We start from the raw sequence: 20118 nt of genomic DNA, 5'->3' as shown, positions 1-20118 counted from the left end.
CCGCGTGCCTGGAGCGCGCGGGCGACGATGATCTTCGCCAACAGATTAGAATTTTTCCAATCACTCCCTATACGGGCAGACCATCGTCAGCTTCAGCAGCGTCGGCTTGTCCGAGCCCTTCTTGTACTTCCACTCCAACCGAATCTCGTGCCGGTGGGCATAGGCGTCGTTCGGCGCGTGGACGATGATGTTGGTCTTCATCGGGATCGGTGGCTCTGAATTGAAGCATTTGCGGACGCAGGCATCGAGCAGATCGCATCGCGTCAGCGGGATCACGCCCGGCTCGTCCCTGGACAGCGGGACCGTGTTCGGCTGGGTGCTGAGATCGAGACGAGCCCGGCCCTTCTCCTTGTGCCAGTATTTGGCGCTTCCCTGCGGCCACTTCGAGGCCGGCGTCAGGATCAGGTGGTACTGGCCGTATTCCAGGGTCGGCAGATCGATGTCGTCCGATGCCTTGAGCTTGGCGACACTCTTCTTCATGTTCGCCAACGGATAGTAATTGCTGTTCATCAAATTTCGGAATGAAGCCCCGTTGTAGGTTTTCGAGCCCATCGCCTTTTTCCTTCAATATGTCCTTGGCCTTGCGGAAATACATACAAGTCGGCGGCGCCGGTCAGTCTAGCCGAACCGGGCGCCGCCGAAATATATGCCCCATCCTTGCTGGGATCTGTTCACGCTACCACTCAGGGCCGGATTTCGTCCAGATCGCCAATCGTGTTGTGCTCCGCTAACGTGAGGAGCGGGCCCGATTGCTAAGCGGTTCTCGATAGGTATTCTTGTCGAGAGACCGTTCGCGGATTCTGGTCGACAGAATGGCCGCGACCCTTAGGGCGCAGGAATGCATTGCTTCGCGTGTCAGTCGGCGATCAATCCGGACGATAGCTGGTGCTCCAAATGCGGAGCCGCAGTACGTCAGCGGGTCGACCCCGACAGCGAACGTCGCTTTGTGACGATTCTTCGTGCCGACGTAATAGACTCCACCGGCCTCGTTGCCGATTTGGAGCCGGAGGAGGCTGTCTCGCGCCTCGAGCCGGCACTGGCGGCCATGAGGGCCGCCGTACGTCAGTTTGGCGGCATCGTCAGTAAGGAGCTGGGAGATGGACTGGCGGCCGTCTTCGGCGCCCCCATTGCCGACGACAACCACGCGCCTCTGGCGTGCCACGCAGCCATCGAGCTTGTCCGGCGTGTCAGCAGCCTCGGCGATCCCGGACTCCAGGTGAGGGTCGGCCTCCACTCCGGCCATGTCGTCGCCTACATGGTCGCCAGCGAGTTCTCCAAAGTCTACGAGATCGGGGGGGCCGCCCAGCATCTGGCTGCCCGGCTCGAGGCAGCGGCCGAGGCCAATCAGATCTTCGTCTCCGAAGCCTGCCAAAAGCTCGCGGACGGGCATGTCCGCTTTGAATTCCTCGGCCGGAAGGCGCTCCGTGGCTTTGGTGAGCCATTGCCTGTGTACCGGATCATGGGCGCGAGCGATCTTTCGAGCTGGCGGGTCCGGCGTGCCCGCAGTGTCTCCAGATTTGTCGATCGCACGACGGAGCGGGCCCTGTTGTGGCGGGCTGTGGAGCGGATATCTGCCAGCCGGCAGACGGTTCTGCTGATAGGCGACGCCGGCATTGGAAAGTCACGGCTGGCCCATGAGTTCGTGCAGGACCTTCGGACGGGAGGTTGGCGGCTGCTCGACACCGAATGCAGTCCAAATCTTCAGGGAGCATCATTCAGCACCCTGAAGCGCGTCTTGCTGTCGCTCCTGGAAGCAGTGGCCAAAGATCCGGACCGTATGGAAGATCCCAGAGAGCGCCTGTCGGCGATCCATCGATTGGCTATCGATTCAGTGTTGGATGTGCCCGTTTCCGACTCACGCTGGAGCGAATTGGAGCCTTACGCGCGAGGTCGCGCGATCTCCGAGGCAAGCTGCGCGGTTGTGGAGAGTATGGCCCGCCACAGGCGGACTGTCCTCCTCGTCGAGGACCTGCACTGGATCGATCGCGCCAGCGACGCCGTTATTGCCGCTATTGCGTCGCTGCAGGCGCCCAATCTGTTTGTGTTCCTCACCAGCCGGCCGAACGGAATGCCGGACTGGATTGCGCGTTGTCACGCCGAAGTGATCGCGATGCGTCCATTGGACGATGATTCAGGGAGGGCCATGCTGGCTGACATGCTCGGAGCTTCCTTGGCGGATGCCGATCTGAAGAACCGGATCATTTCCCACACCGCCAACGTTCCGTTGTTCATCGAGGAGGTTTGCCGCGGCCTGAAAGATGACGGTACACTCCGCGGCCAATGGGGCGATCTGGCTCTCGTTCGTCCCATTGAGGAGCTAGGTATTCCTTCAAGCATCCAGGGGGTGATTGCGGCGCGCCTAGATCGAGTATCGAGACAGCAGCGCATGGTCTTGCAGGTCGCAGCCGCATTGGGGCCACGATCGAGCGAAGCCGTGGTGCGAAGAGTCGCGGAGCTGCCTGAAGACACCCTCCAGGACTGCCTCGCGTCGCTCGACCGCGCCGAGTTGCTTGTCAGGATCGATAGCGATCTCGAGAGCTCACTCGAGTTCAGGCACGAAATGGTCCGCCAGGTAACCTACGAGTCGATGGTCGAAAAGGTACGCGAGAGCGTACATGCGCGTGTTCTCTCGGCCTTCGAGAGCGACGAAACATGGCGAGATGATCCCGACACGCTTTGTTATCACGCCGTGCGCGCCAAGGACTGGCCGAAGGCGTTCAAGTACGGAAGAAGCGCCGCACAGAAATGCTTGGTGCGATCGGCCTATGCCGACGCGGTCGACTACTTCCGGACCGCGATGAGTTCACTGGACAAGACGCCGTCGACAGATCTGCGGGAGACCAACGCCATCGATCTCCGGATGGAGGCGCGCATGGCATTCATTTGGTCCGGTCGGGTTGCCGAATGGATTGATCTGGGAAAGGAAGCCGACCAGCGGGCCAGCAAGATCGATGATGTCGGCAGGAAGGTTGCCGCCATGACGGTCATGGCGGGTGGCCAGAATTTTTACGGGACGCCTACCGAGGCTGTTCTCCTTGGCGAGGAAGTCGTCGGTCTTGCCGAGAAGTCTGGCAATCCGGGGTGGCGCAATCTTGCGCTGTACAATCTCGGACAGGCCTATTTTCTTGCGGGGCGTTATCGCGAGGCCGAGCAGACATTCGCACGAGGCCGCGCTCATCTCATGGGATCGGAAGCGATTGCGCCGTTTGGCACGCCGCCGAAATACACGCTCCTCCTCTGCTGCATGATGAAGAGCTTCACCCACACGGTCATGGGCGAGCTCGATGCCGCCGAGCAGCTCCAGCGACAGGCCGCCGCGATCGCCGAAGAGACCGGCCGCCCCTATGACCGCGTCGCCGCCGCCTATAGCGGCGGCTGGCTGAAGCTCGGGCAGAACGATCCGGCCGCGGCCGCCGCGATCCTCGAAGACGGCTTCGTGCTCGCGCAGAAGCACGGCATCCGGCTGTTCGTGCCCGTGCTGGCCTGCCATCTCGGCATCGCCTATCTGGAGCAGGGGCTGTTCGACCGGGCGCGCGGCATGCTGACGGAAGCGCGCGAGGAGGCGAGGGCGGTCGGCTACACCTCGGCGGTGCTGCGCAGCTCGATCTATCTGGCGCTCGCCACCCACCGCCTCGGCGATGTCAGGGCTGCGCAGAACATGCTGCGCGAGGCGCGCAACACCGCCCGCCAGCAGGGGTTTTCGGGCCTCGAGGCCGAGGCCCTGTTCGGCGAAGCCGTCGTGACCCCGCCATCGGACGCGGCGAACAAGGCCGCCATCCTGGTCGCTCTGCGCGCCGCCATCGCCATCGCTTCCGAACGCGGCGCGCTGCCGCTAAAGCAGAAAGCCGAGGCGATGCTGAACGAGATGCTCGCCCGGGACGATCGGCTCAGCTGAGCCTGCTCCCGATCAGAGTAGCGATAGCACCGCCGCTGGCAGGACCTTGCCCGACGCCTCAGAGAAATCCTCGCTAAAGCAAAGGGGTCGCTACTGTGCATGGGGTTGTTTTCGCGGACTTGACGTGAAGCCCTCGCGCCTCACGCCAGGAACGCGCGAAACCGCCGCAGTGCGATCACGAAGAAGACGCTGCCGATCACGGCGAGCGCGAGGAGCTGTGGCCACACCGCCTCCAGGCCCGCGCCGCGGAACAGGATCGCCTGCGCCAGCATCACGAAGTGCGTGTTGGGCGCCGCCAGCATGATATCCTGGACGAATTGCGGCATGCTCTCCCGCGGCGTCATGCTGCCGGAGAGCGTCTGCAGCGGCAGCAGGATCATGATCAGCAGCAGTCCGAACTGCGGCATCGACCCGGCGACGGTGGCGAGGAAAATGCCCATGCTGGTGGTGGCAAAAAGCTGCAGCGCCGCGCCGACGAGGAACAGCGCCAGCGAGCCGTCGATCGTCACCGCCAGCCATCCCTTGACGACGACGGCAATCGACAGCGCCGAGGCGATCAGCACCACGGCTCCCATCGACCAGACCTTGCTCACCATGATCTCCAGGGGCGTGACCGGCATCACCAGGAGGTGCTCGATCGTGCCGTGCTCGCGCTCCCGGATCAGCGCCGCCCCGGTCAGGATGATCGAGAGCATGGTGATCGAAGTGATGACGTGATCGATGGCGCCGAACCACGACTTTTTCAGTTCCGGGTTGAACCGCGCCCGCAGCGCCAGCTCGATCGGCACGGTCTGGACACCGCGTGTGCGCGCCAGGAATTCGGCAATTTCCGCGCTGACGATCTGCTCGATATAGCCGCCGCCGTTGAATGCCTGCGAGATGCGCGTCGCATCGATGTTGAGCTGGATCGTGGGCGATTTGCGCGCCAGCAGGTCGCGCTGGAAGTCGGGCGGGACGTCCAGCGCGAAAGTGTCGAGGCCGGCATCCATCCTGCGGTCCATCTCGTATTGCGAGATCAGGCGCGGTTCGGAGAAATAGGGCGGGGTGAACGCCATCCCGATCCGGGTCGAGACCGGCGAACGGTCTTCGTCGACGATGGCGATCGCGGCGTGGTTCAGGGTTTCCGGCAGCGCCTTTGCGCCGGCATAAACCGCCAGCGTGAACGAATAGACGATCAGCACGAGCAGCATGGGGTCGCGTACAAGGCCGCGCAATTCCTTGATGCCGAGCTGAAACACGTTGTCGAGGCGCATGGTCAGCGGGCCTGTTTCTTCAGCAGCATCGTGCCGGCGATCACCAGAACGGGAACCATGATGGCGAGCGCCAGGAGATCGTTGTGGAGGGTGTCGAACCCCAGAGCTTTGGAGAACGTGCCGCGCGAGATCGTGACGAAATAGGTGGTGGGATAGAGCCGGCCGATCAGGGCGCCAAATCCCTGCAGCGACGAAACCGGATCGATCAGCCCGGAATACTGGATGGCCGGGATCAGCGTGATCAGGACAGTGCCGAACAGGGCCGCGATCTGGCTGTTCATGAAGGCCGAGATCACCAGCCCCATGCCGGTCGTGGCCGTGACGTAGAGCAGCGCGGCCAGCGCGTAGGTCGGAAAGCTTCCGGTGAAAGGTACGCGGAAGACGGCAAGGGCAAAGCCGACGAGAAGGAGGAAGTTTCCGAATGCCAGCACGACATAGGGCAGCTGCGTGCCGAGCAGGAACTCCAGCCGCGTCACCGGTGTGACGTAAAAATTGACGATTGAGCCGAGCTCCTTCTCGCGCACGACCGCGAGCGCTGCGAGCACCGCAGGGATCATGATCAGCAGCAGCGGAATGATGCCAGGCGCCATGGCGACGACGCTCCGGACGTCCGGGTTGTAGCGGTAACGCAGCGCGAGCTGATAGGACCCGGCGATCGCCGCCTCGCCATAGAGCTCGCGGCCCTTCTGCGCGAGCCAGGTCGCGTGGATCGCCTGCGCGTAGGAGCGCAGCGTCTCGGCCCGCGTCGGGTTGGCGCCGTCGACCCAGGCGCCGATCTCGACATGGCGGCCACGGCTGACGTCGCGGCCGAAGCCGGGGGGCAGCTCGATCGCGAGGCCGATCTCGCCGGCGCGCATGCGGCGGTCGAGGTCGGCGTAATCGGTGATCGGGGCCTTCTCGGTGAAATAGCGCGAGCCCGCGATCTGGAGGCTGTAGTCGCGGCTGATCGCGGTGTCGTCGCGGTCGAGCACGGCGAAGGTCAGGTTCTCGACGTCCATGCTGATGCCGTAGCCGAGCACGAACAGCAGCAGCACGCTGCCGAGGATCGCGAGCGTGGCGCGGATCGGATCGCGCCGCAGCTCGAGCGTCTCGCGCCGGGAATAGGCGAGCATGCGCGTCGGATTGAACGTGGCGCTGTGCCGACGGACCGTTGTTGGGCCTGCAGGTGCGGGCGGCAGCGAGCCGACCGCCGGCTGACCGGCCGGCTCCGTCGTGTCCGCGATCGCCTCCTCCAGCCAGGCGATGAAGGCCTGCTCGAGCGTGGCGGTGCCGCGCGCGGCCACGATGGCGGCCGGCGTATCCGACGTCAGCACCTTGCCGGCGTGCATCAGCGAGATCCGATCGCAGCGCTCGGCCTCGTTCATGAAATGGGTCGAGACGAAGATGGTGACGTTGTCCTTGCGGGAGAGCTCGGCCAGGATCTGCCAGAAGCGGTCGCGGGCGACAGGATCGACGCCGGAGGTCGGCTCGTCGAGGATGAGGATGTCGGGCGCATGGATCATGGCGACCGCGAGCGACAACCGCTGCCGCAGCCCGAGCGGCAGGCCATCGGGCAGGGCGTCGACGACATCGGCAAGATCGAACCGGGCGATCATCTCGTCGATGCGCGCGGCGACGGTGTCCGCCGGCAGCTCGAACAGTCGCGCATGCAGATCGAGATTCTGCGCGACCGTGAGCTCGGAATAGAGTGAGAAGCCCTGCGACATGTAGCCGATGCGCCGCCGCACCGACATGTCGCCGGCATCGATCGTCTTGCCGAACAGCCGCGCGGTGCCTTCGCTCACGGGCAGGAGGCCGGTGAGCATCTTCATCGTCGTGGTCTTGCCGCAGCCGTTGGAGCCGAGAAAGCCGAAGATCTCGCCCTTCCTGATGCGGAAGCTGACGTCGTCGACGGCGACGAAGCCGTTGAAGCGCCGAGTCAGGTGGTCGGCCTCGATCGCGATCTCATCATGATCCGGGCCGCGTGGCGGGATGACGACAGCGTTGTGGTTGCCGCGATCCGCTTCGGGCAACAGACGGATGAAAGCCTCATCGAGCGTATCGGCGCCGGTCTGCCGCTTGAGTTCGGCGGGCGTGCCGGTCGCCAGCGCGCGGCCGGCATTCATCGCGATCAGGAAATCAAACTGCGCAGCCTCTTCCATGTAGGCGGTCGAGACGATCACGCTCATGCCGGGTCGGCTGCTGCGGATCGCGCTGATCAGTTCCCAGAACTGGCGCCGCGACAGCGGATCCACCCCGGTGGTCGGCTCGTCCAGGATCAAGAGCTCGGGATCGTGGATCAGCGCGCAGCACAGGCCGACCTTCTGTTTCATGCCGCCGGAGAGTTTTGCCGCCGGCCGGTCGGCAAAGGGCGTCAGCCCCGTGTCGCGCAGCAGGCCGGCGATCCGCCTGTTCCGCTCCGCCTTGTCGTGTCCGAACAGGCGACCGAAGAAGTCGATGTTCTCGAACACCGACAATGTCGGATACAGATTCTTGCCGAGGCCCTGCGGCATGTAGGCGATCTCGGGGCAGACGGTGCGGCGATGCCGCGCGCTCGCCATGTCGCCGCCGAGCACGTGGATACGGCCCTCCTGGATCGCGCGCGCGCCCGCTATCAGGGCGAGCAGGCTTGATTTGCCGACGCCGTCGGGGCCGATGATGCCGACCATGCAGCCGGACGGCAGGTCGAGCGTGATGGATTCGAGCGCCCGGGTCTTGCCGTAGCTCAGGCCCACGCCTTCCAGATGCACCACGCTGCCGACGGCAGCCGGTGCTTCGGCTGCGGCAGTCGTGCTCATCTCGTCAACTTGATTTTGAGGTTGTCGGGCCATTGCGCCGCCGGATCGAGCTGCACGTAGGCCATGCCGGGAAGGCCGGTCTTCACCTGCTCGATGTGCTGGCGCAACAGATCGGGCGCGATATGCGCCTTGATGCGGAACATCAGCTTTTGGCGTTCCTCCTCGGTCTCGACGGTCTTGGGCGTGAATTGCGCGACGTCGGCGACGAAGGTGGCCTTGGCGGGGATCACGTATTTCGGGATGGCGTCAAGGACGAGGCGGACCTCGGCGCCGATCGCGACGCGGCCGGCATCGGCCGTCGGCAGGAAGAATGTCATGTAGACGTCGCCGAGATCGACCATGTTGAGGACGCGGCCGCCGGCAGCGAGCACTTCGCCGGGTTGCGACACGCGATACTGCACGCGGCCGTCGCGCGGCGCCTTCAGCACGCTGTCGTCGAGGTCGGCGTTGATGCTCTCGATCGCGGCCTTTGCCGCGTCGACCGCTGCGCCGGCATCGATCACCAGGGCGCGGGAGGAACTGATCGCGGCTTCCGATGCCGCGACCTGGGCCTGGGAAGCGGCCAGCGCCGCTTTCGCCGTGGCGTTGGCGGAACGGTCGTCGTCCAGGACCTGCTGGGATACCGCACTCGTCTTGATCAATTGTTCGGACCGGTCGAGCTTGCGGCTCGTGGTGTCGAGCTGGGCGATGCGCTGGTCGACCACGGCCTCCGCAGCCCTGCGTTCGGCCTCGCGCTGGTTCACCAGGCTCTTCGCGGTTTCGACATTGATCGTTGCGCGCTGGAGCTGCGCTTCGGCCTGGCGGCGCTGGGCTTGCAGCTGCTCGGTGTCCATGCGTGCCAAAACCTGGCCCGCGCTGACGAAGTCGCCTTCGTTGACCAGGATCTCGCGGATCCGTCCCGGGGTCTTGGTGGCAATGTCGATCTCGACTGCCTCGATGCGGCCGTTGCCGCGGGCGAAACCCGGTGGCAGCGCGTCGGCATCACGGTGCTGCCAATAGTAATAGCCGCCGCCCGCGAGCAGGATGGCGAGGGCTGCGACGACGCGACCCGGTGTAAAGTTCATCTGTGCACAACGCCGTGCGGTGGCGTCCACTGTTGAGATACGAACGCCCGGCCGCGGATCGCGCGGAAAGGGCGGGCTCAACATTGCAGGAATTTTGCACCGCAACTTGATGCAGATCAGGCCGCGGCGCGAGGCATCCTGCCTCTATTTTGGGCCGCGTCCTATCACGGCTCGTCCGCCCTGATAGATCAGGCGGACGAGCAGAATTGTTGACTAAGTGACGTCGGCGCGCTCCGGGCCGTCTCACTTCACCAATGGGCAGCCGCCGTCCTTCAGCGGCCGGAATGCCTGGTCGGCGGGAACTTCAGCGAGCAGCTTGTAATAATCCCAGGGCCCCTTCGAATCCTCGGGCTTCTTCACCTGGAACAGGTACATGCTGTGCACCATGCGGCCGTCCTCGCGCAGCACGCCGTTGTCGGTGAAGGCATCTCGTACCGGCAGCTCGCGCATCTTGGCCATCACCGTCTTGGTGTCGCGGGTGCCGGCGGCCTGCACGGCCTTGAGATAGTGCAGCGTTGCGCTGTAGGTCGCGGCCTGGTTCATGGTCGGCATGCGCTTGACCCGCTCCATGAAGCGTTTGCCGAAGGCGCGAGTCCTGTCGTTGAGGTCCCAATAATAGGCCTCGGTGACGATCAGGCCTTGCGCGAGCTTGAGCCCGAGGCTGTGCACGTCGGAAATGAACATCACGATCGCAGCAAGGTTCTGGCCCCCGGCAACGATGCCGAATTCGCCGGCCTGCTTGATCGCGTTGATGGTGTCGCCCCCGCCATTCGCGAGGCCGATGATCTTGGCCTTGGAAGCCTGGGCCTGAAGCAGGAACGAGGAGAAGTCCGCCGTGTTGAGGGGATGCTTGACGCTGCCCAGCACTTTGCCGCCAGACGCTTTTACCACGTCACCGGTGTCGCGCTCGACCGAATGGCCGAACACGTAATCTGCGGTCAGGAAGAACCAGGTGTCGCCGCCGCTCTTGACGATGGCGCTGCCGACCGTGTGCGCGTTGGCATAGGTGTCGTAGGTCCAGTGCGCGGTGTAGGGCGAGCAGGACTTTCCGGTGATGTCGGAGCTCGCCGCGTCCGTCACGATCATGATCTTCTCGTACTGCTTCGACAGCTCCATCACCGCCAGCGCGGTGGCCGAAGTCGGCAGATCGATGATCATGTCGACGCCTTCGGTCTCCCACCATTTGCGGGCGATGGTGGAGGCGACGTCGGGCTTGTTGAGCACGTCGGCACTGATCATTTCGATGGGTTTGCCGAACATCTTGCCGCCAAAGTCCTCGATCGCCATTTTGGTGGCCTCGACATTCCCCATGCCGCCTATGTCGGAATAGACGGACGAGAAGTCGGAGAGGACGCCGATCTTGAGCGGGCCCTGCTGGGCACGAGAAGGCCCGACAGCAAACGCAGCGAGTGCGGCCGCAAATGCGGCGCACATAATCCGGCACATGGTATTTCCCCCAATATCATAGTTGGTGCACGAGCCCAGATTTGCCGCTCCGGAGCGGCAATTCTTGCGTGACGGCGCCGGGCAGGCCGGTCGATTTGACGCGGCCAATCGCGCCGACTACGGTTGCGCAAACGCAAAATACTTTTTGAATGCGGTGGGCCGACGAATGCCCAGGCTCCCATTCATGCAGAATAAAGATTCAGGGGGAAGGACATGACCGGCGACACCGCAGCCACCATCTCGAAAGCGCGCGAGCATTCCATCGGCGATCTCCTGCGCCGCTCGGCGGGCCGCGAGCCGAACAAGCTCGCGGTACGCTGTGGCGATGTCGGCTGGACCTTTGCCGAGATGGACGCGACCTGCAACCGGCTTGGCCGCGGCCTGCTCGGGCTCGGCGTCAGGAAGGGCGATCGTGTCGCTGTGCTGTCGCGCAATTCGCACGCCTTCGCCGCGCTGCGCTTCGCGGCGGCGCGGATCGGCGCCGTGCTGGTGCCGATCAACTTCATGCTCAATCCGGACGAGATCAATTTCATCCTGAAGAGCTCCGGCGCGAAACTGCTCGCAACCGGCCCCGATTTCGTCGAGCCCGCACGCGCGGCCAGCGCTAAGGATTGCGCGGTCGAGAAGATGATCTGGCTGCCGGGCGAGGATCCCGCATCGGCGCCCCCCGGCCTCACGACTTTCGACGATCTCCTCGACGCTGACGGCTCGTTCCTGGACGCATCGGTCGACAGCCGCGACCTCGCGCAGATCGTCTACACCAGCGGCACGGAATCCCTGCCCAAGGGCGCGATGCTGACCCACGAGGCCGTGATGTGGCAATATGTCAGCTGCATCATCGACGGCGGCATGAGCGCGGAGGACAAGTTTCTGCACGCCCTGCCGCTCTATCATTGCGCCCAGCTCGATGTCTTCCTGGGACCGCAGGTCTATCTCGGCGCCTCCGGCGTCATCACGGGCAAGCCGACTGCCGACAACATCCTGGCGCTGATCCAGGCGCACAAGATCACCTCCTTCTTCGCGCCGCCCACGATCTGGATCGCGATGCTGCGCTCGTCGAACTTCGACAGGACCGATCTGTCGACCTTGCAGAAGGGCTATTATGGCGCCTCGATCATGCCGGTGGAGGTGCTGCTTGAGCTCCAGCGCCGCCTGCCCAGCGTCAAGTTCTGGAATTTCTACGGCCAGACCGAGATCGCGCCGCTCGCGACCGTGCTGCGACCGGAGGATCAGCTGCGCAAGGCCGGCTCGGCCGGCAAGCCCGTGCTCAATGTCGAAACGCGGGTGGTCAACACGGCGATGGAGGACGTCAAGGTCGGCGAGGTCGGCGAGATCGTGCACCGCTCGCCGCATCTGCTGTCAGGCTACTACAATGATCCGGTGAAGACGGCGGCGGCGTTCGCCGGCGGCTGGTTTCATTCCGGCGATCTCGCCACCGTCGATGACGAAGGCCACATCACCGTGGTCGATCGCGTCAAGGACATGATCAAGACCGGCGGCGAGAACGTCGCGAGCCGCGAGGTCGAGGAGATGGTCTACCGCATCCCCGCAGTCTCCGAGGTCGCCGTCGTTGGCCTGCCCGATCCGCGCTGGATCGAGGCGGTGACCGCGATCGTCGTGGTCAAGAGCGGGGAGAAGCTGGACGAGGACGCCGTCATCAAGCACTGCGCCGGCCAGATGGCGCATTTCAAGGTGCCCAAGCGCGTCATCTTTGTCGATAGCCTGCCGAAGAATCCGAGCGGCAAGTTGCTGAAGCGCGAGCTGCGCCAGCGCTTCGTCGGCGGCGAGACGCTCGACAAGGCCATCCAGAAGAATTTCGGGACGTGATGATCTCGCCTCAGTACTTCTTCACGGTCGCACCGAAGGCCAGCCAAAGCGCGATCGACGCGAGGCCGAAGCCGCCGAGCAGCAGGAAGGTCGGTCCGTAGCCGATCCATTGCGCGATCCAGCCGCCAAGTGCGGGGCTGAGGCTGGCGCCGATGCCCTGCACCGTGATCACGGCGCCCTGGCCGAGATTGATGCGGCCGGTGCCGTTGAGCGAGCGCGCGACCATGCCGGGGACGGCGACAGTCTGCAGCCCGGTGCCGATGCCGTCGAGCACCTGCATCGGTACAACGCCCCACCATCCCGTGACGAAGAAGGCGAGCACGCCGCGGACGGGTAAGAACATGAAGGACACCAGGATCACCGGCCAGTAGCTGCGCTTGCTCGCGGCCTTCATCGCGATCAACGAGGTCACGATCATCACGCCTTGCGCGATCACCACGGTGGTCGCGACGAAGCTCGGACCGTTCGCCTGTCCCTCGGCCACCGCGGCAAGTCCATAGAGCGGAACGATGGCGGCGTTGCCGAGGTGGAAGAGCGCGAGGGTGAGAGCCAGCACGAGCAGCGCCCGGTGCTTGAGCAGCATCGTCATCGCATCCGGCGGAGCCTTGGAATCGTCCTCCTTGCTGCCGCGCGCGGCCCGGTCGTCGATGGCCTTGGCCGGAATCATCAGGACGCAGGCGATGGCGATGGCGCCGAACACGGCCGCCAGCGCGAACACGGCGACATAGCCGTATTTGTAGCCGAGATAGCCCGACAATGCGGCGCCGAGCATGTTGCCGGCGTGGTTGAAGGCCTGGTTACGGCCATTGAGCTCATTGAAGCCCTTCTGCTTGGCGATGCCGAGCGTGATACCCGTTACCGCCGGCACGATCGCGGCGCTCGCCAGTGATTGCGCGACTTGCGAGAACGTCACCGCCCAGAAGTTCTGCGAGATCAGGATGATCCCGGACGCGAGAACGACACAGATGCCGGGAATGACGACCCAGAGCCGCTTGTTGCGGCTGGCATCGATGAAGCCTCCGATCGGCGTGGTGATCAGCATGCCCGCGACGTTGCCGATCGTCATCGCGGTGCCGATCAGCCCGCTGGCCCAGCCGCGTTCCTGCAGAAAAACCCCGACGAACGGCCCGATGCCCGACTGCATGTCGGCCATGAAGAAGTTGAGCGCGAACAAAGGCCAGATACGGGAGGAGGTGGGGGACCGCGATGCCATCGATACTCGAACATGCTCTTCGTGTGTCGTGATCCCTTTAGCCAATCATTCTGGCGTGGAGACCTGAACGTAACTGGCGCTCGCCGCGTTGGTTCCAGTCACTGCTGCCGGCCATCGAACTTGCCGAGAGCTCGTCCGCAATGGCATCCTGCGATCATCCCACGGAGCACGAGTCATGCCTCTCTGGACCTGCGAAACCTGCGGCGCGCAATTTCCCTCACGCGGAGCGCCGCCCGACTCCTGCCCGATTTGTGAGGACGAGCGGCAGTTCGTGAACTGGAAGGGACAGACCTTTCTCGCGCGCGAGGAGCTCGCGCGGAGGCATCGACTGGTGGGACGCGACGATCTTGGCCTCACCGGGATCGGGATGGAGCCCAGTTTTGCCATCGGGCAGCGCGCACTCCTGGTGCCTCAAGACGACGGCTGCGTGATGTGGGATTGCATTCCGCTTGCGACGGACGAGGCCATCCAATATGTCGCAGCACTCGGCGGGCTGAAGGCCATCGCGATCTCGCACCCGCATTACTACGGCGCGGTCGCCGACTGGAGCGACACGTTTGGCGGCGTGCCGGTCTATCTGCACGCCGACGACCGCGCTTTTGTCACACGGCCTCATCCGGCGATCGTGCACTGGACCGGCGAGAGTCATCGCATCTCCGATGACATGCTGCTGCTGCGTACCGGCGGGCACTTTGCCGGCGCCACCGTGCTGCATTGCGCTCGTGGTGCGGACGGCAGGGGCGCGCTGCTCACCGGGGACATCGCGCAGGTGACGATGGACCGCCGCTTCGTCAGCTTCATGTATTCCTATCCGAATTACATGCCCCTCAACGCCGCCGCGGTGCGGCGGATCGCGGCCGCCGTCGAGCCGCTCGCCTTCGACCGGATCTATGGAGCCTGGTGGGGCCGCAACATCGCCAGCGGCGCCAAGGCCGCATTCGCAGCGTCGGTCGCGCGCTATCTGTCGGCTATCGCCTGAGCCGGTCCTGCGGATCGGATTTATCTTGCCGGTCCCCAATAACTGTACTAAAGGTACATTTATTGAGCCCTGCCGCAAAACCACGCGGCTCCGGCATGATCGATGCATCGCGGAGCCGTGGGGTTTTGCGGCCTCCGTGAGCGGGAGCTGAATGCATGACGACGCATCGCGACTACGAGATTTTCGAGGCCGGCGACGTCTTGCTCCGGTCCGGCACTGTCTTTCCCTCCTTGAAGCTCGCCTACAAGACTTACGGCACGCTGAGCCCGGCCCGGGACAACGTCATCCTCTATCCGACCTCGTTCAGTGCGCAGCACACCGATACTGAATGGCTGATCGGGCCCGACGCCGTGCTCGATCCCACGCGCTACTTCATCGTCATCCCGAACCTGTTCGGCAACGGTCTGTCGTCCTCCCCGTCGAATACGCCCGGGCCCTTCCCCGTAGTGACCTATCACGATGCCATCGCGGTCCAGCACCGGCTGCTCACCGAACGCTTCGGCATCTCCAAGCTTGCACTGGTCTATGGCTGGTCGATGGGCGGTATGCAGGCCTATCACTGGGCCGCGCTGCATCCTGACATGGTCGAGCGTGCCGCGATCGTCTGCGGCAGCGCCCGTTGTGCGCCCTACAACTACGTCTTCCTGGAAAGCGTGAAGGCTGCGCTCACCGCCGATCCCGCCTTCCGCGACGGCCGTTTCGCCGAAAAGCCCGTTGCCGGCTATCGCGCCATGGGGCGGGTCTATGCCGGTTGGGCGATGTCGCACGGCTTCTATCGCGACGAGCTGTGGCGCGAGGCCGGCTTCACATCGCTGGAGGATTATCTCGTCCGTGCCTGGGACGCGACGTTTGCGCGGCGCGACGCCAACGACCTCCTGGCGCAGATCGGGATTTGGCAGAATGGCGACGTCAGCCGCTGCCCGACCTTCGCAGGCGATCTCGATCGGGCGCTGGCGGCGGTCAAGGCACACATGCTGCTGATGCCGGGCGCGACGGATCGCTATTTCGACGTCCGCGACAACGAGGACGAACTCGGCCGGCTCGTCAATGCGGCATCAGCCGTGCTGCATCCGATCCCATCGCTGCATGGCCATCGCGCCGGGAACCCCGTCAACAATCCGCGCGACCAGGCCTTCATCAAGGCCGAGATCGCCGAGCTTCTCAGCAAGTAAAGCAGGCAACCGATCATGAGCGACGCAACAGTTTCAGAGCCCGGTCATCGCCTGAAGCCGCTGACACCGGCCATGCTGCGCAAATTGTCGGTTCGCTCCAATATCAGGGGTGCGGCGCAGAGCCTTGGCCATTACGGCGTGATCCTGCTGGTAGGCGCGTTGATCTGGAAGGTTTCGTCGACGTGGGGCGTGCTCTGGGCGCTGCCGCTGATGGCGGTGCAGGGCTATGTCGTCGCCTTCCTGTTCATGGCAGTGCACGAGACCGCGCACAAGACCGCGTTCAGGAGCCGCGGCCTCAATCTCGCGGTGGGCTATCTCTCGGCCTTCATCATCGGACTGCCTTACGAATATTACTGCCTGTTTCACTGGGACCATCACCGCTACACGCAGGATCCGGCGAGGGATCCCGAGCTGATCGTCGGCGTGAAGCCGACATCCGATACGCAGCTTGCTCTGGCCTATAGCGGCCTGCTCCAGGTCGCCGGCCGGCTGCGGCTGATGCTCGGCCATGCGCTCACCGGCAAGGTCACCGTGCCCTGGATCCCCGAGGGCAAGCGCGCCGTCATCGTGACGGAGGCGCGAATCTATGCCGCACTCTATGCACTGCTGCTCGCGCTCTCACTCTGGTTTTCCTCGACGCTGCTGCTCTGGGTCTGGATCGTGCCGCTCATCATCGGGCAGTTTTTCCTGCGGCCCTATCTCTACGCCGAGCATACCGGCTGCGACCACACCCGGAGCGCGTTCCAGAACACCCGCACCACCTACACCGGCGCGGTCGTCAAATGGTTCGCGTGGAACATGCCCTACCATGTCGAGCACCACGCCTATCCCTCGATCCCCTTTCACGCGCTGCCGAAGCTGAACGAGATCGTCGACGGCGAGATCGTGCATCGCGGCCGCGGCTACATCAGGACGACGCGGGAGACCTGGGCCTGGTTTCGCCGGCAGCGGCAGGCCGGCTAGTCAGACGCAAAGGCCCCGATCGCTTGGCGATCGGGGCTTTGCTGCGAGGCGAGATATCAGTAGATCCCGTAGGCGCAGACATTCACGACGCGCACGCGCAGGCCATGACGGGTGCGGACGAGGCGCTCCTGGTAGCAGTTGCTGACGCCCGTGTTGAGGTAGATACCGCCAAAGCCCCAGCCGGGACCCCAGTGGTGGTGACCGTGATGGTGATGGAAGCCGCCCGCCGAGGCCGCGGTGGGCGCGAGGGCGGCAACACCGAGCGAGCCGGCAGCGATCAGACCAAGAGCAAGCTTACGAAACATCTTCATTCTCCATTTGGCGCAGGGGCCATTGTTGTGTCCCTGCATCTCGGTCGAGATGAGATGCGATCGCGTTCACACGGGATGCGGAGAATCGTGTTTCAGGACTGTTTCGTGGGCTGCGACAAAGTGTGCTGCCGTCGGGCTTTTCGCACCGCGCGATAGCGCGCAGCCATCGCCTGCGTCATCTCCGCCATCTTCTCGCGGAGATCGGCGGGCTCCAGCACCTCGGCCTCGGGGCCGAGCCGCAGCAATTCCGCCGCGGCGTGCCAGGACGTCTTGCCGACCGGGACCCGCGCAATGCGCCAGCCATCGGCATCCGTGGTCTCTTCAAGCTGCGTGCGTGCCTTGACGTAGGGCTGGCTCAGCGCGTCGAGCAGTTTGACGCCGAACGGCGAGAGCCGCACGACCGCGACATTGGGATGCATCTCGGCCTCGAGGCGCAGCGTCGCGGCCTGCCAATACGCAGCGAGATCGAAGCCGGCGGGACGATCGAAGCGGTCGTCGAGCGCCGTGCAGTCGAGTACGCGCGCGACGCGATAGGTGCGCACGCTGCCGTCGACCTGGCCGGCGAGATACCAGCTGCCGCCCTTCAGCACGAGGCCGAGCGGAGCGACGCGGCGTTGCTTCTCCGCGCGCCAGCTCTGATACCGGATCCTGATCAGCGTTCCGCGCAGCACGGCGCCGGCGATGGCGCGCAGGTGCTTTGGGTCTTCCGCCTCGCCGAACCAGCCCGGCGCGTCCAGGTGAAAACGTTCCTGCATCCGCCCGGCGTCTTCGCGCAGATTCTCGGGCAGCGCAGCCATCAGCTTGTTCTGCGCGGCGATCATCGCGGCATCGAGCCCGAGCGCCGCCGCCGGGCCGGGCAATCCCGCCAGGAACAACGCGCCCGCCTCGCTCTGCGACAGGCCGTTCAGCCGCACGCGATAGCCGTCGAGCAGGCGATAGCCGCCCTCCGCGCCGCGGTCCGCGTAAACGGGAACGCCGGACGCCGCCAGCGCGTCGATGTCGCGATAGATCGTGCGCACCGAGACTTCGCAGGCCTCCGCGAGCGCAGGCGCGGTGACCCGCCCCCGGGCCTGGAGCGTGGTGAGGATCGACAGCATCCGGCTCGCGCGCATGATCCCTTGAACCATACCTGACAGGAGATGTCAGGTATGGCCCGCTACAAGCTGCGCCATCGCAAAAAGGCCCGATGGAGACCGCCATGACCGATCCAAACCGCATCACGCTGTATTACTCGCCGCAAAGCCGCGCCACCGGCACGCGGGTGCTGCTGGAGGAGCTGGGGGCTCCTTACGATCTCCATGTCCTCAACATGAAGGCCGGCGAGCAGCGCAAGCCCGCCTATCTCGCCATCAACCCGCTCGGCAAGGTGCCGGCGATCCGTCACGGCGAGGCACTGGTGACGGAGCAGGTCGCCATCACCATCTATCTCGCCGACCTGTTTCCGCAGGCCGGCCTCACGCCCGCGCTGAACGATCCGCTGCGCGGCCCTTATCTGCGCTGGATCGCGTATTACGGGTCTTCGTTCGAGCCGGCCCTGATCGACAAGTTCATGCAACGCGAGCCGGCGCCGATCACGCAATCGCCCTATGCCGATTACGACACCATGCTGGGTGCGCTCGAGGCGCAGCTGTCGAAGGGCCCGTATCTGCTCGGCGAGCGCATGACGGCCGCCGACGTGTTGTGGGGCGTCGCGTTCAGCTGGACCATGATGTTTGGCATCGTGCCGAAGAAGGATGTGTTCGTCCGCTATGCCGAACGCATGACGGCGCGGCCGGCGTTCCAGCGCATCACGGCAGCCGACGCAGAGATGGCGGCGCAGCATGCGGCTGCGGCTGGAGGGTAGGTGGCTATGGGTCCCGGATCGGCGCGCGCTTGAGGCGCGCTTGTCCGGGACGAGAGCGGAGTATGAGGCGCGTCTTCGCTGACCTCCCTTAAAACCGCGGTGCCCGCTTCTCGGCAAATGCCTGGATGCCTTCCTTGATCTCGTCGCCACGCATGCTGTCGCGGTGGCGCTGGTCGGCGGCGGGTTCATCGAACTCGCCGCGAGCGAACTCGTTGATGGCGCGCTTCATGCCGCGCATTGCCTGTGGGGCGTTGCCAGCGAGGACGCCAGCGAGCCTGTCGACTTCCTCGTCGAGGAGTTCCACCGGCACCATCGCGGTGAGATAGCCGATGCGCAGCATCTCCGGTGCGCTGATCTTCTGCGCGGTCAGGAACAGCTTCTTGGCATTGTCCACGCCAAGACGCGTCACGTAGCGTTTGATGCCGCCGGGGTAATAATGCAGTCCAAGCCGCGCCGCCGGCATGAACATTTCCGCGGTATCGACGCCGATCCGGAAATCGCAGGCGAGCGCGAGGTCGGTCGAGCCGCCATAGACGCCGCCGTTGAGCCGGCAGATGGTCGGTACGCCCAAATCCTCCAGCCGGTTGACGACCACCTCGAAGGCCGAGCCCGCGCTCTGCTGCTCGCTCGCGCTGACTGCGCGCTCCGCCACCGAATTGAGATCGTAGCCTGCTGAAAAGGCGCGCCCGGTGCCGGTCAGCACCAGCACGCGAATATCGGGATCGCCCTCGATCCGGTCGAACAGTCTCGTCAGCTCGCCGAGATCCTCCGCTTGGAGCCGGTTGAGGTGTTTCGGTCGATTGAGGCGGATGGTGGCGCGTGCGCCGGTGATTTCGAGCAGGGGGCCGGTAGCTGCGTCGGCGGTGTCCGACATTCTTGTCTCCATTGTCGGCGCCAAAGTGCCCGCCCAGGCGAAGGCCGTCAACACGGTGCAGGCCGCTCAGTCGGTGCCGCTGCGCCGGGCCTGCTCGACCGTGCCGTCGTCTGGCGGAGTGCTACTTGAAATGTGGCGGCTCGTCGTAGCCGCGGCGGCTGCTGAAGAACAGCAGCACCATCAGCCCGACGCCGACGATGACGGAAAACCCCGCGCCCAGCGCCAGCGCCACATAGCCCTCCGTCGGGATCGGCTCACCTTCGATCGCCATTGCGGAATAGGCGAAGTAGCCGACCGCCGCCAGCATGGCCAGAAGGAGGATGATGAGGAGTGCACGCATGCCGCGTTCTCCGGTTGCAGCCGGAAGCCAACGGTTGCGGATGGGCGAGGTTCCAGGCGGCCGGCCAGCGATCGGGCGGAACGTCATCAGGGTCGTGCCCCGACGCAGCGCAGAGCCGGCCCATGCCTAACCAGCCGCGCATGGTGTGGTGGCTTCCCAGG

At 64.7% G+C, this 20118-nt stretch carries 16 protein-coding genes; 6 read left to right on the top strand and 10 right to left on the bottom strand.

The window, feature by feature from the left end; genetic code table 11:
- Positions 1–60: 60 nt before the first annotated feature.
- Complete coding sequence (locus EHH60_RS10195) at positions 61–510, bottom strand: hypothetical protein (protein ID WP_245454447.1); 450 nt, start codon at positions 508–510, stop codon at positions 61–63.
- Positions 511–838: 328 nt separating this feature from the next.
- On the opposite strand from EHH60_RS10195, the gene EHH60_RS10190 reads away from it, so the two are divergent.
- Positions 839–3895, top strand: a complete 3057-nt coding sequence (locus EHH60_RS10190) for an ATP-binding protein (RefSeq protein ID WP_124159328.1) — start codon at positions 839–841, stop codon at positions 3893–3895.
- Between the two features lie 140 nt (positions 3896–4035).
- Here the strand turns inward: EHH60_RS10190 and EHH60_RS10185 are convergent, their stop codons facing one another.
- The 4 genes from EHH60_RS10185 to EHH60_RS10170 all read right to left on the bottom strand — a co-directional run bounded on the left by EHH60_RS10185 (position 4036) and on the right by EHH60_RS10170 (position 10435).
- On the bottom strand, positions 4036–5148 hold the full coding sequence (locus EHH60_RS10185) for an ABC transporter permease (protein ID WP_124159327.1): 1113 nt from the start codon (positions 5146–5148) through the stop codon (positions 4036–4038).
- Between the two features lie 2 nt (positions 5149–5150).
- Positions 5151–7925, bottom strand: a complete 2775-nt coding sequence (gene rbbA, locus EHH60_RS10180) for a ribosome-associated ATPase/putative transporter RbbA (protein ID WP_199751388.1) — start codon at positions 7923–7925, stop codon at positions 5151–5153.
- A complete protein-coding gene (locus EHH60_RS10175; RefSeq protein WP_124159325.1) occupies positions 7922–8989 on the bottom strand; it encodes an HlyD family secretion protein in 1068 nt (355 codons plus the stop codon). The genes rbbA and EHH60_RS10175 overlap by 4 nt, the downstream gene beginning before the upstream one ends.
- Positions 8990–9232: 243 nt before the next feature.
- Positions 9233–10435, bottom strand: a complete 1203-nt coding sequence (locus EHH60_RS10170) for an ABC transporter substrate-binding protein (RefSeq protein WP_124159324.1) — start codon at positions 10433–10435, stop codon at positions 9233–9235.
- A 213-nt stretch (positions 10436–10648) separates the two neighbouring features.
- On the opposite strand from EHH60_RS10170, the gene EHH60_RS10165 reads away from it, so the two are divergent.
- Positions 10649–12262: an acyl-CoA synthetase gene (locus EHH60_RS10165; RefSeq protein WP_124159323.1), complete on the top strand. Its 1614-nt coding sequence runs from the start codon at positions 10649–10651 to the stop codon at positions 12260–12262.
- Between the two features lie 10 nt (positions 12263–12272).
- Here the strand turns inward: EHH60_RS10165 and EHH60_RS10160 are convergent, their stop codons facing one another.
- Positions 12273–13475 (bottom strand): MFS transporter, encoded by a 1203-nt coding sequence (locus EHH60_RS10160; protein ID WP_124159322.1) that lies wholly within the window; start codon positions 13473–13475, stop codon positions 12273–12275.
- A gap of 175 nt (positions 13476–13650) precedes the next feature.
- Between EHH60_RS10160 and EHH60_RS10155 the strand changes: the two genes are divergently transcribed.
- The 3 genes from EHH60_RS10155 (at position 13651) to EHH60_RS10145 (ending at position 16589) form a co-directional block, all read left to right on the top strand.
- Positions 13651–14454 (top strand): MBL fold metallo-hydrolase, encoded by an 804-nt coding sequence (locus EHH60_RS10155; protein ID WP_124159321.1) that lies wholly within the window; start codon positions 13651–13653, stop codon positions 14452–14454.
- Positions 14455–14609: 155 nt separating this feature from the next.
- The gene (locus tag EHH60_RS10150) at positions 14610–15626 is read left to right on the top strand and encodes an alpha/beta fold hydrolase (protein WP_124159320.1); all 1017 of its coding nucleotides are present in this window, start codon (positions 14610–14612) and stop codon (positions 15624–15626) included.
- 15 nt (positions 15627–15641) lie between these two features.
- A complete protein-coding gene (locus EHH60_RS10145; RefSeq protein WP_124159319.1) occupies positions 15642–16589 on the top strand; it encodes a fatty acid desaturase in 948 nt (315 codons plus the stop codon).
- A gap of 56 nt (positions 16590–16645) precedes the next feature.
- Here the strand turns inward: EHH60_RS10145 and EHH60_RS10140 are convergent, their stop codons facing one another.
- A complete protein-coding gene (locus EHH60_RS10140) occupies positions 16646–16894 on the bottom strand; it encodes a hypothetical protein (RefSeq protein WP_028138614.1) in 249 nt (82 codons plus the stop codon).
- A 98-nt stretch (positions 16895–16992) separates the two neighbouring features.
- Complete coding sequence (locus EHH60_RS10135; protein WP_124159318.1) at positions 16993–18012, bottom strand: helix-turn-helix transcriptional regulator; 1020 nt, start codon at positions 18010–18012, stop codon at positions 16993–16995.
- A gap of 86 nt (positions 18013–18098) precedes the next feature.
- Between EHH60_RS10135 and EHH60_RS10130 the strand changes: the two genes are divergently transcribed.
- A complete protein-coding gene (locus EHH60_RS10130; RefSeq protein WP_124159317.1) occupies positions 18099–18743 on the top strand; it encodes a glutathione S-transferase family protein in 645 nt (214 codons plus the stop codon).
- 88 nt (positions 18744–18831) lie between these two features.
- Here the strand turns inward: EHH60_RS10130 and EHH60_RS10125 are convergent, their stop codons facing one another.
- Both EHH60_RS10125 and EHH60_RS10120 read right to left on the bottom strand, forming a co-directional pair.
- A complete protein-coding gene (locus EHH60_RS10125) occupies positions 18832–19617 on the bottom strand; it encodes an enoyl-CoA hydratase/isomerase family protein (RefSeq protein ID WP_124159316.1) in 786 nt (261 codons plus the stop codon).
- A gap of 121 nt (positions 19618–19738) precedes the next feature.
- Positions 19739–19957 (bottom strand): hypothetical protein, encoded by a 219-nt coding sequence (locus EHH60_RS10120; RefSeq protein WP_124159315.1) that lies wholly within the window; start codon positions 19955–19957, stop codon positions 19739–19741.
- Positions 19958–20118: the final 161 nt, after the last annotated feature.

The organism is Bradyrhizobium sp. RP6, assembly GCF_003837805.1.
Lineage (GTDB): Bacteria > Pseudomonadota > Alphaproteobacteria > Rhizobiales > Xanthobacteraceae > Bradyrhizobium.
Note: the sequence above shows the minus strand (reverse complement) of the source record. Positions and strands in the feature narration are given on the sequence as shown.

Coding starts and splice junctions, on each gene's coding strand:
- EHH60_RS10120 (WP_124159315.1), bottom strand. CDS start 19,957: ATGCGTGCACTCCTCATCATCCTCCTTCTGGCCATGCTGGCGGCGGTC.
- EHH60_RS10175 (WP_124159325.1), bottom strand. CDS start 8,989: ATGAACTTTACACCGGGTCGCGTCGTCGCAGCCCTCGCCATCCTGCTC.
- EHH60_RS10155 (WP_124159321.1), top strand. CDS start 13,651: ATGCCTCTCTGGACCTGCGAAACCTGCGGCGCGCAATTTCCCTCACGC.
- EHH60_RS10145 (WP_124159319.1), top strand. CDS start 15,642: ATGAGCGACGCAACAGTTTCAGAGCCCGGTCATCGCCTGAAGCCGCTG.
- EHH60_RS10190 (WP_124159328.1), top strand. CDS start 839: ATGCATTGCTTCGCGTGTCAGTCGGCGATCAATCCGGACGATAGCTGG.
- EHH60_RS10125 (WP_124159316.1), bottom strand. CDS start 19,617: ATGTCGGACACCGCCGACGCAGCTACCGGCCCCCTGCTCGAAATCACC.
- EHH60_RS10165 (WP_124159323.1), top strand. CDS start 10,649: ATGACCGGCGACACCGCAGCCACCATCTCGAAAGCGCGCGAGCATTCC.
- EHH60_RS10150 (WP_124159320.1), top strand. CDS start 14,610: ATGACGACGCATCGCGACTACGAGATTTTCGAGGCCGGCGACGTCTTG.
- rbbA (WP_199751388.1), bottom strand. CDS start 7,925: ATGAGCACGACTGCCGCAGCCGAAGCACCGGCTGCCGTCGGCAGCGTG.
- EHH60_RS10140 (WP_028138614.1), bottom strand. CDS start 16,894: ATGTTTCGTAAGCTTGCTCTTGGTCTGATCGCTGCCGGCTCGCTCGGT.
- EHH60_RS10135 (WP_124159318.1), bottom strand. CDS start 18,012: ATGCGCGCGAGCCGGATGCTGTCGATCCTCACCACGCTCCAGGCCCGG.
- EHH60_RS10130 (WP_124159317.1), top strand. CDS start 18,099: ATGACCGATCCAAACCGCATCACGCTGTATTACTCGCCGCAAAGCCGC.
- EHH60_RS10185 (WP_124159327.1), bottom strand. CDS start 5,148: ATGCGCCTCGACAACGTGTTTCAGCTCGGCATCAAGGAATTGCGCGGC.
- EHH60_RS10160 (WP_124159322.1), bottom strand. CDS start 13,475: ATGGCATCGCGGTCCCCCACCTCCTCCCGTATCTGGCCTTTGTTCGCG.
- EHH60_RS10170 (WP_124159324.1), bottom strand. CDS start 10,435: ATGTGCCGGATTATGTGCGCCGCATTTGCGGCCGCACTCGCTGCGTTT.
- EHH60_RS10195 (WP_245454447.1), bottom strand. CDS start 510: ATGAACAGCAATTACTATCCGTTGGCGAACATGAAGAAGAGTGTCGCC.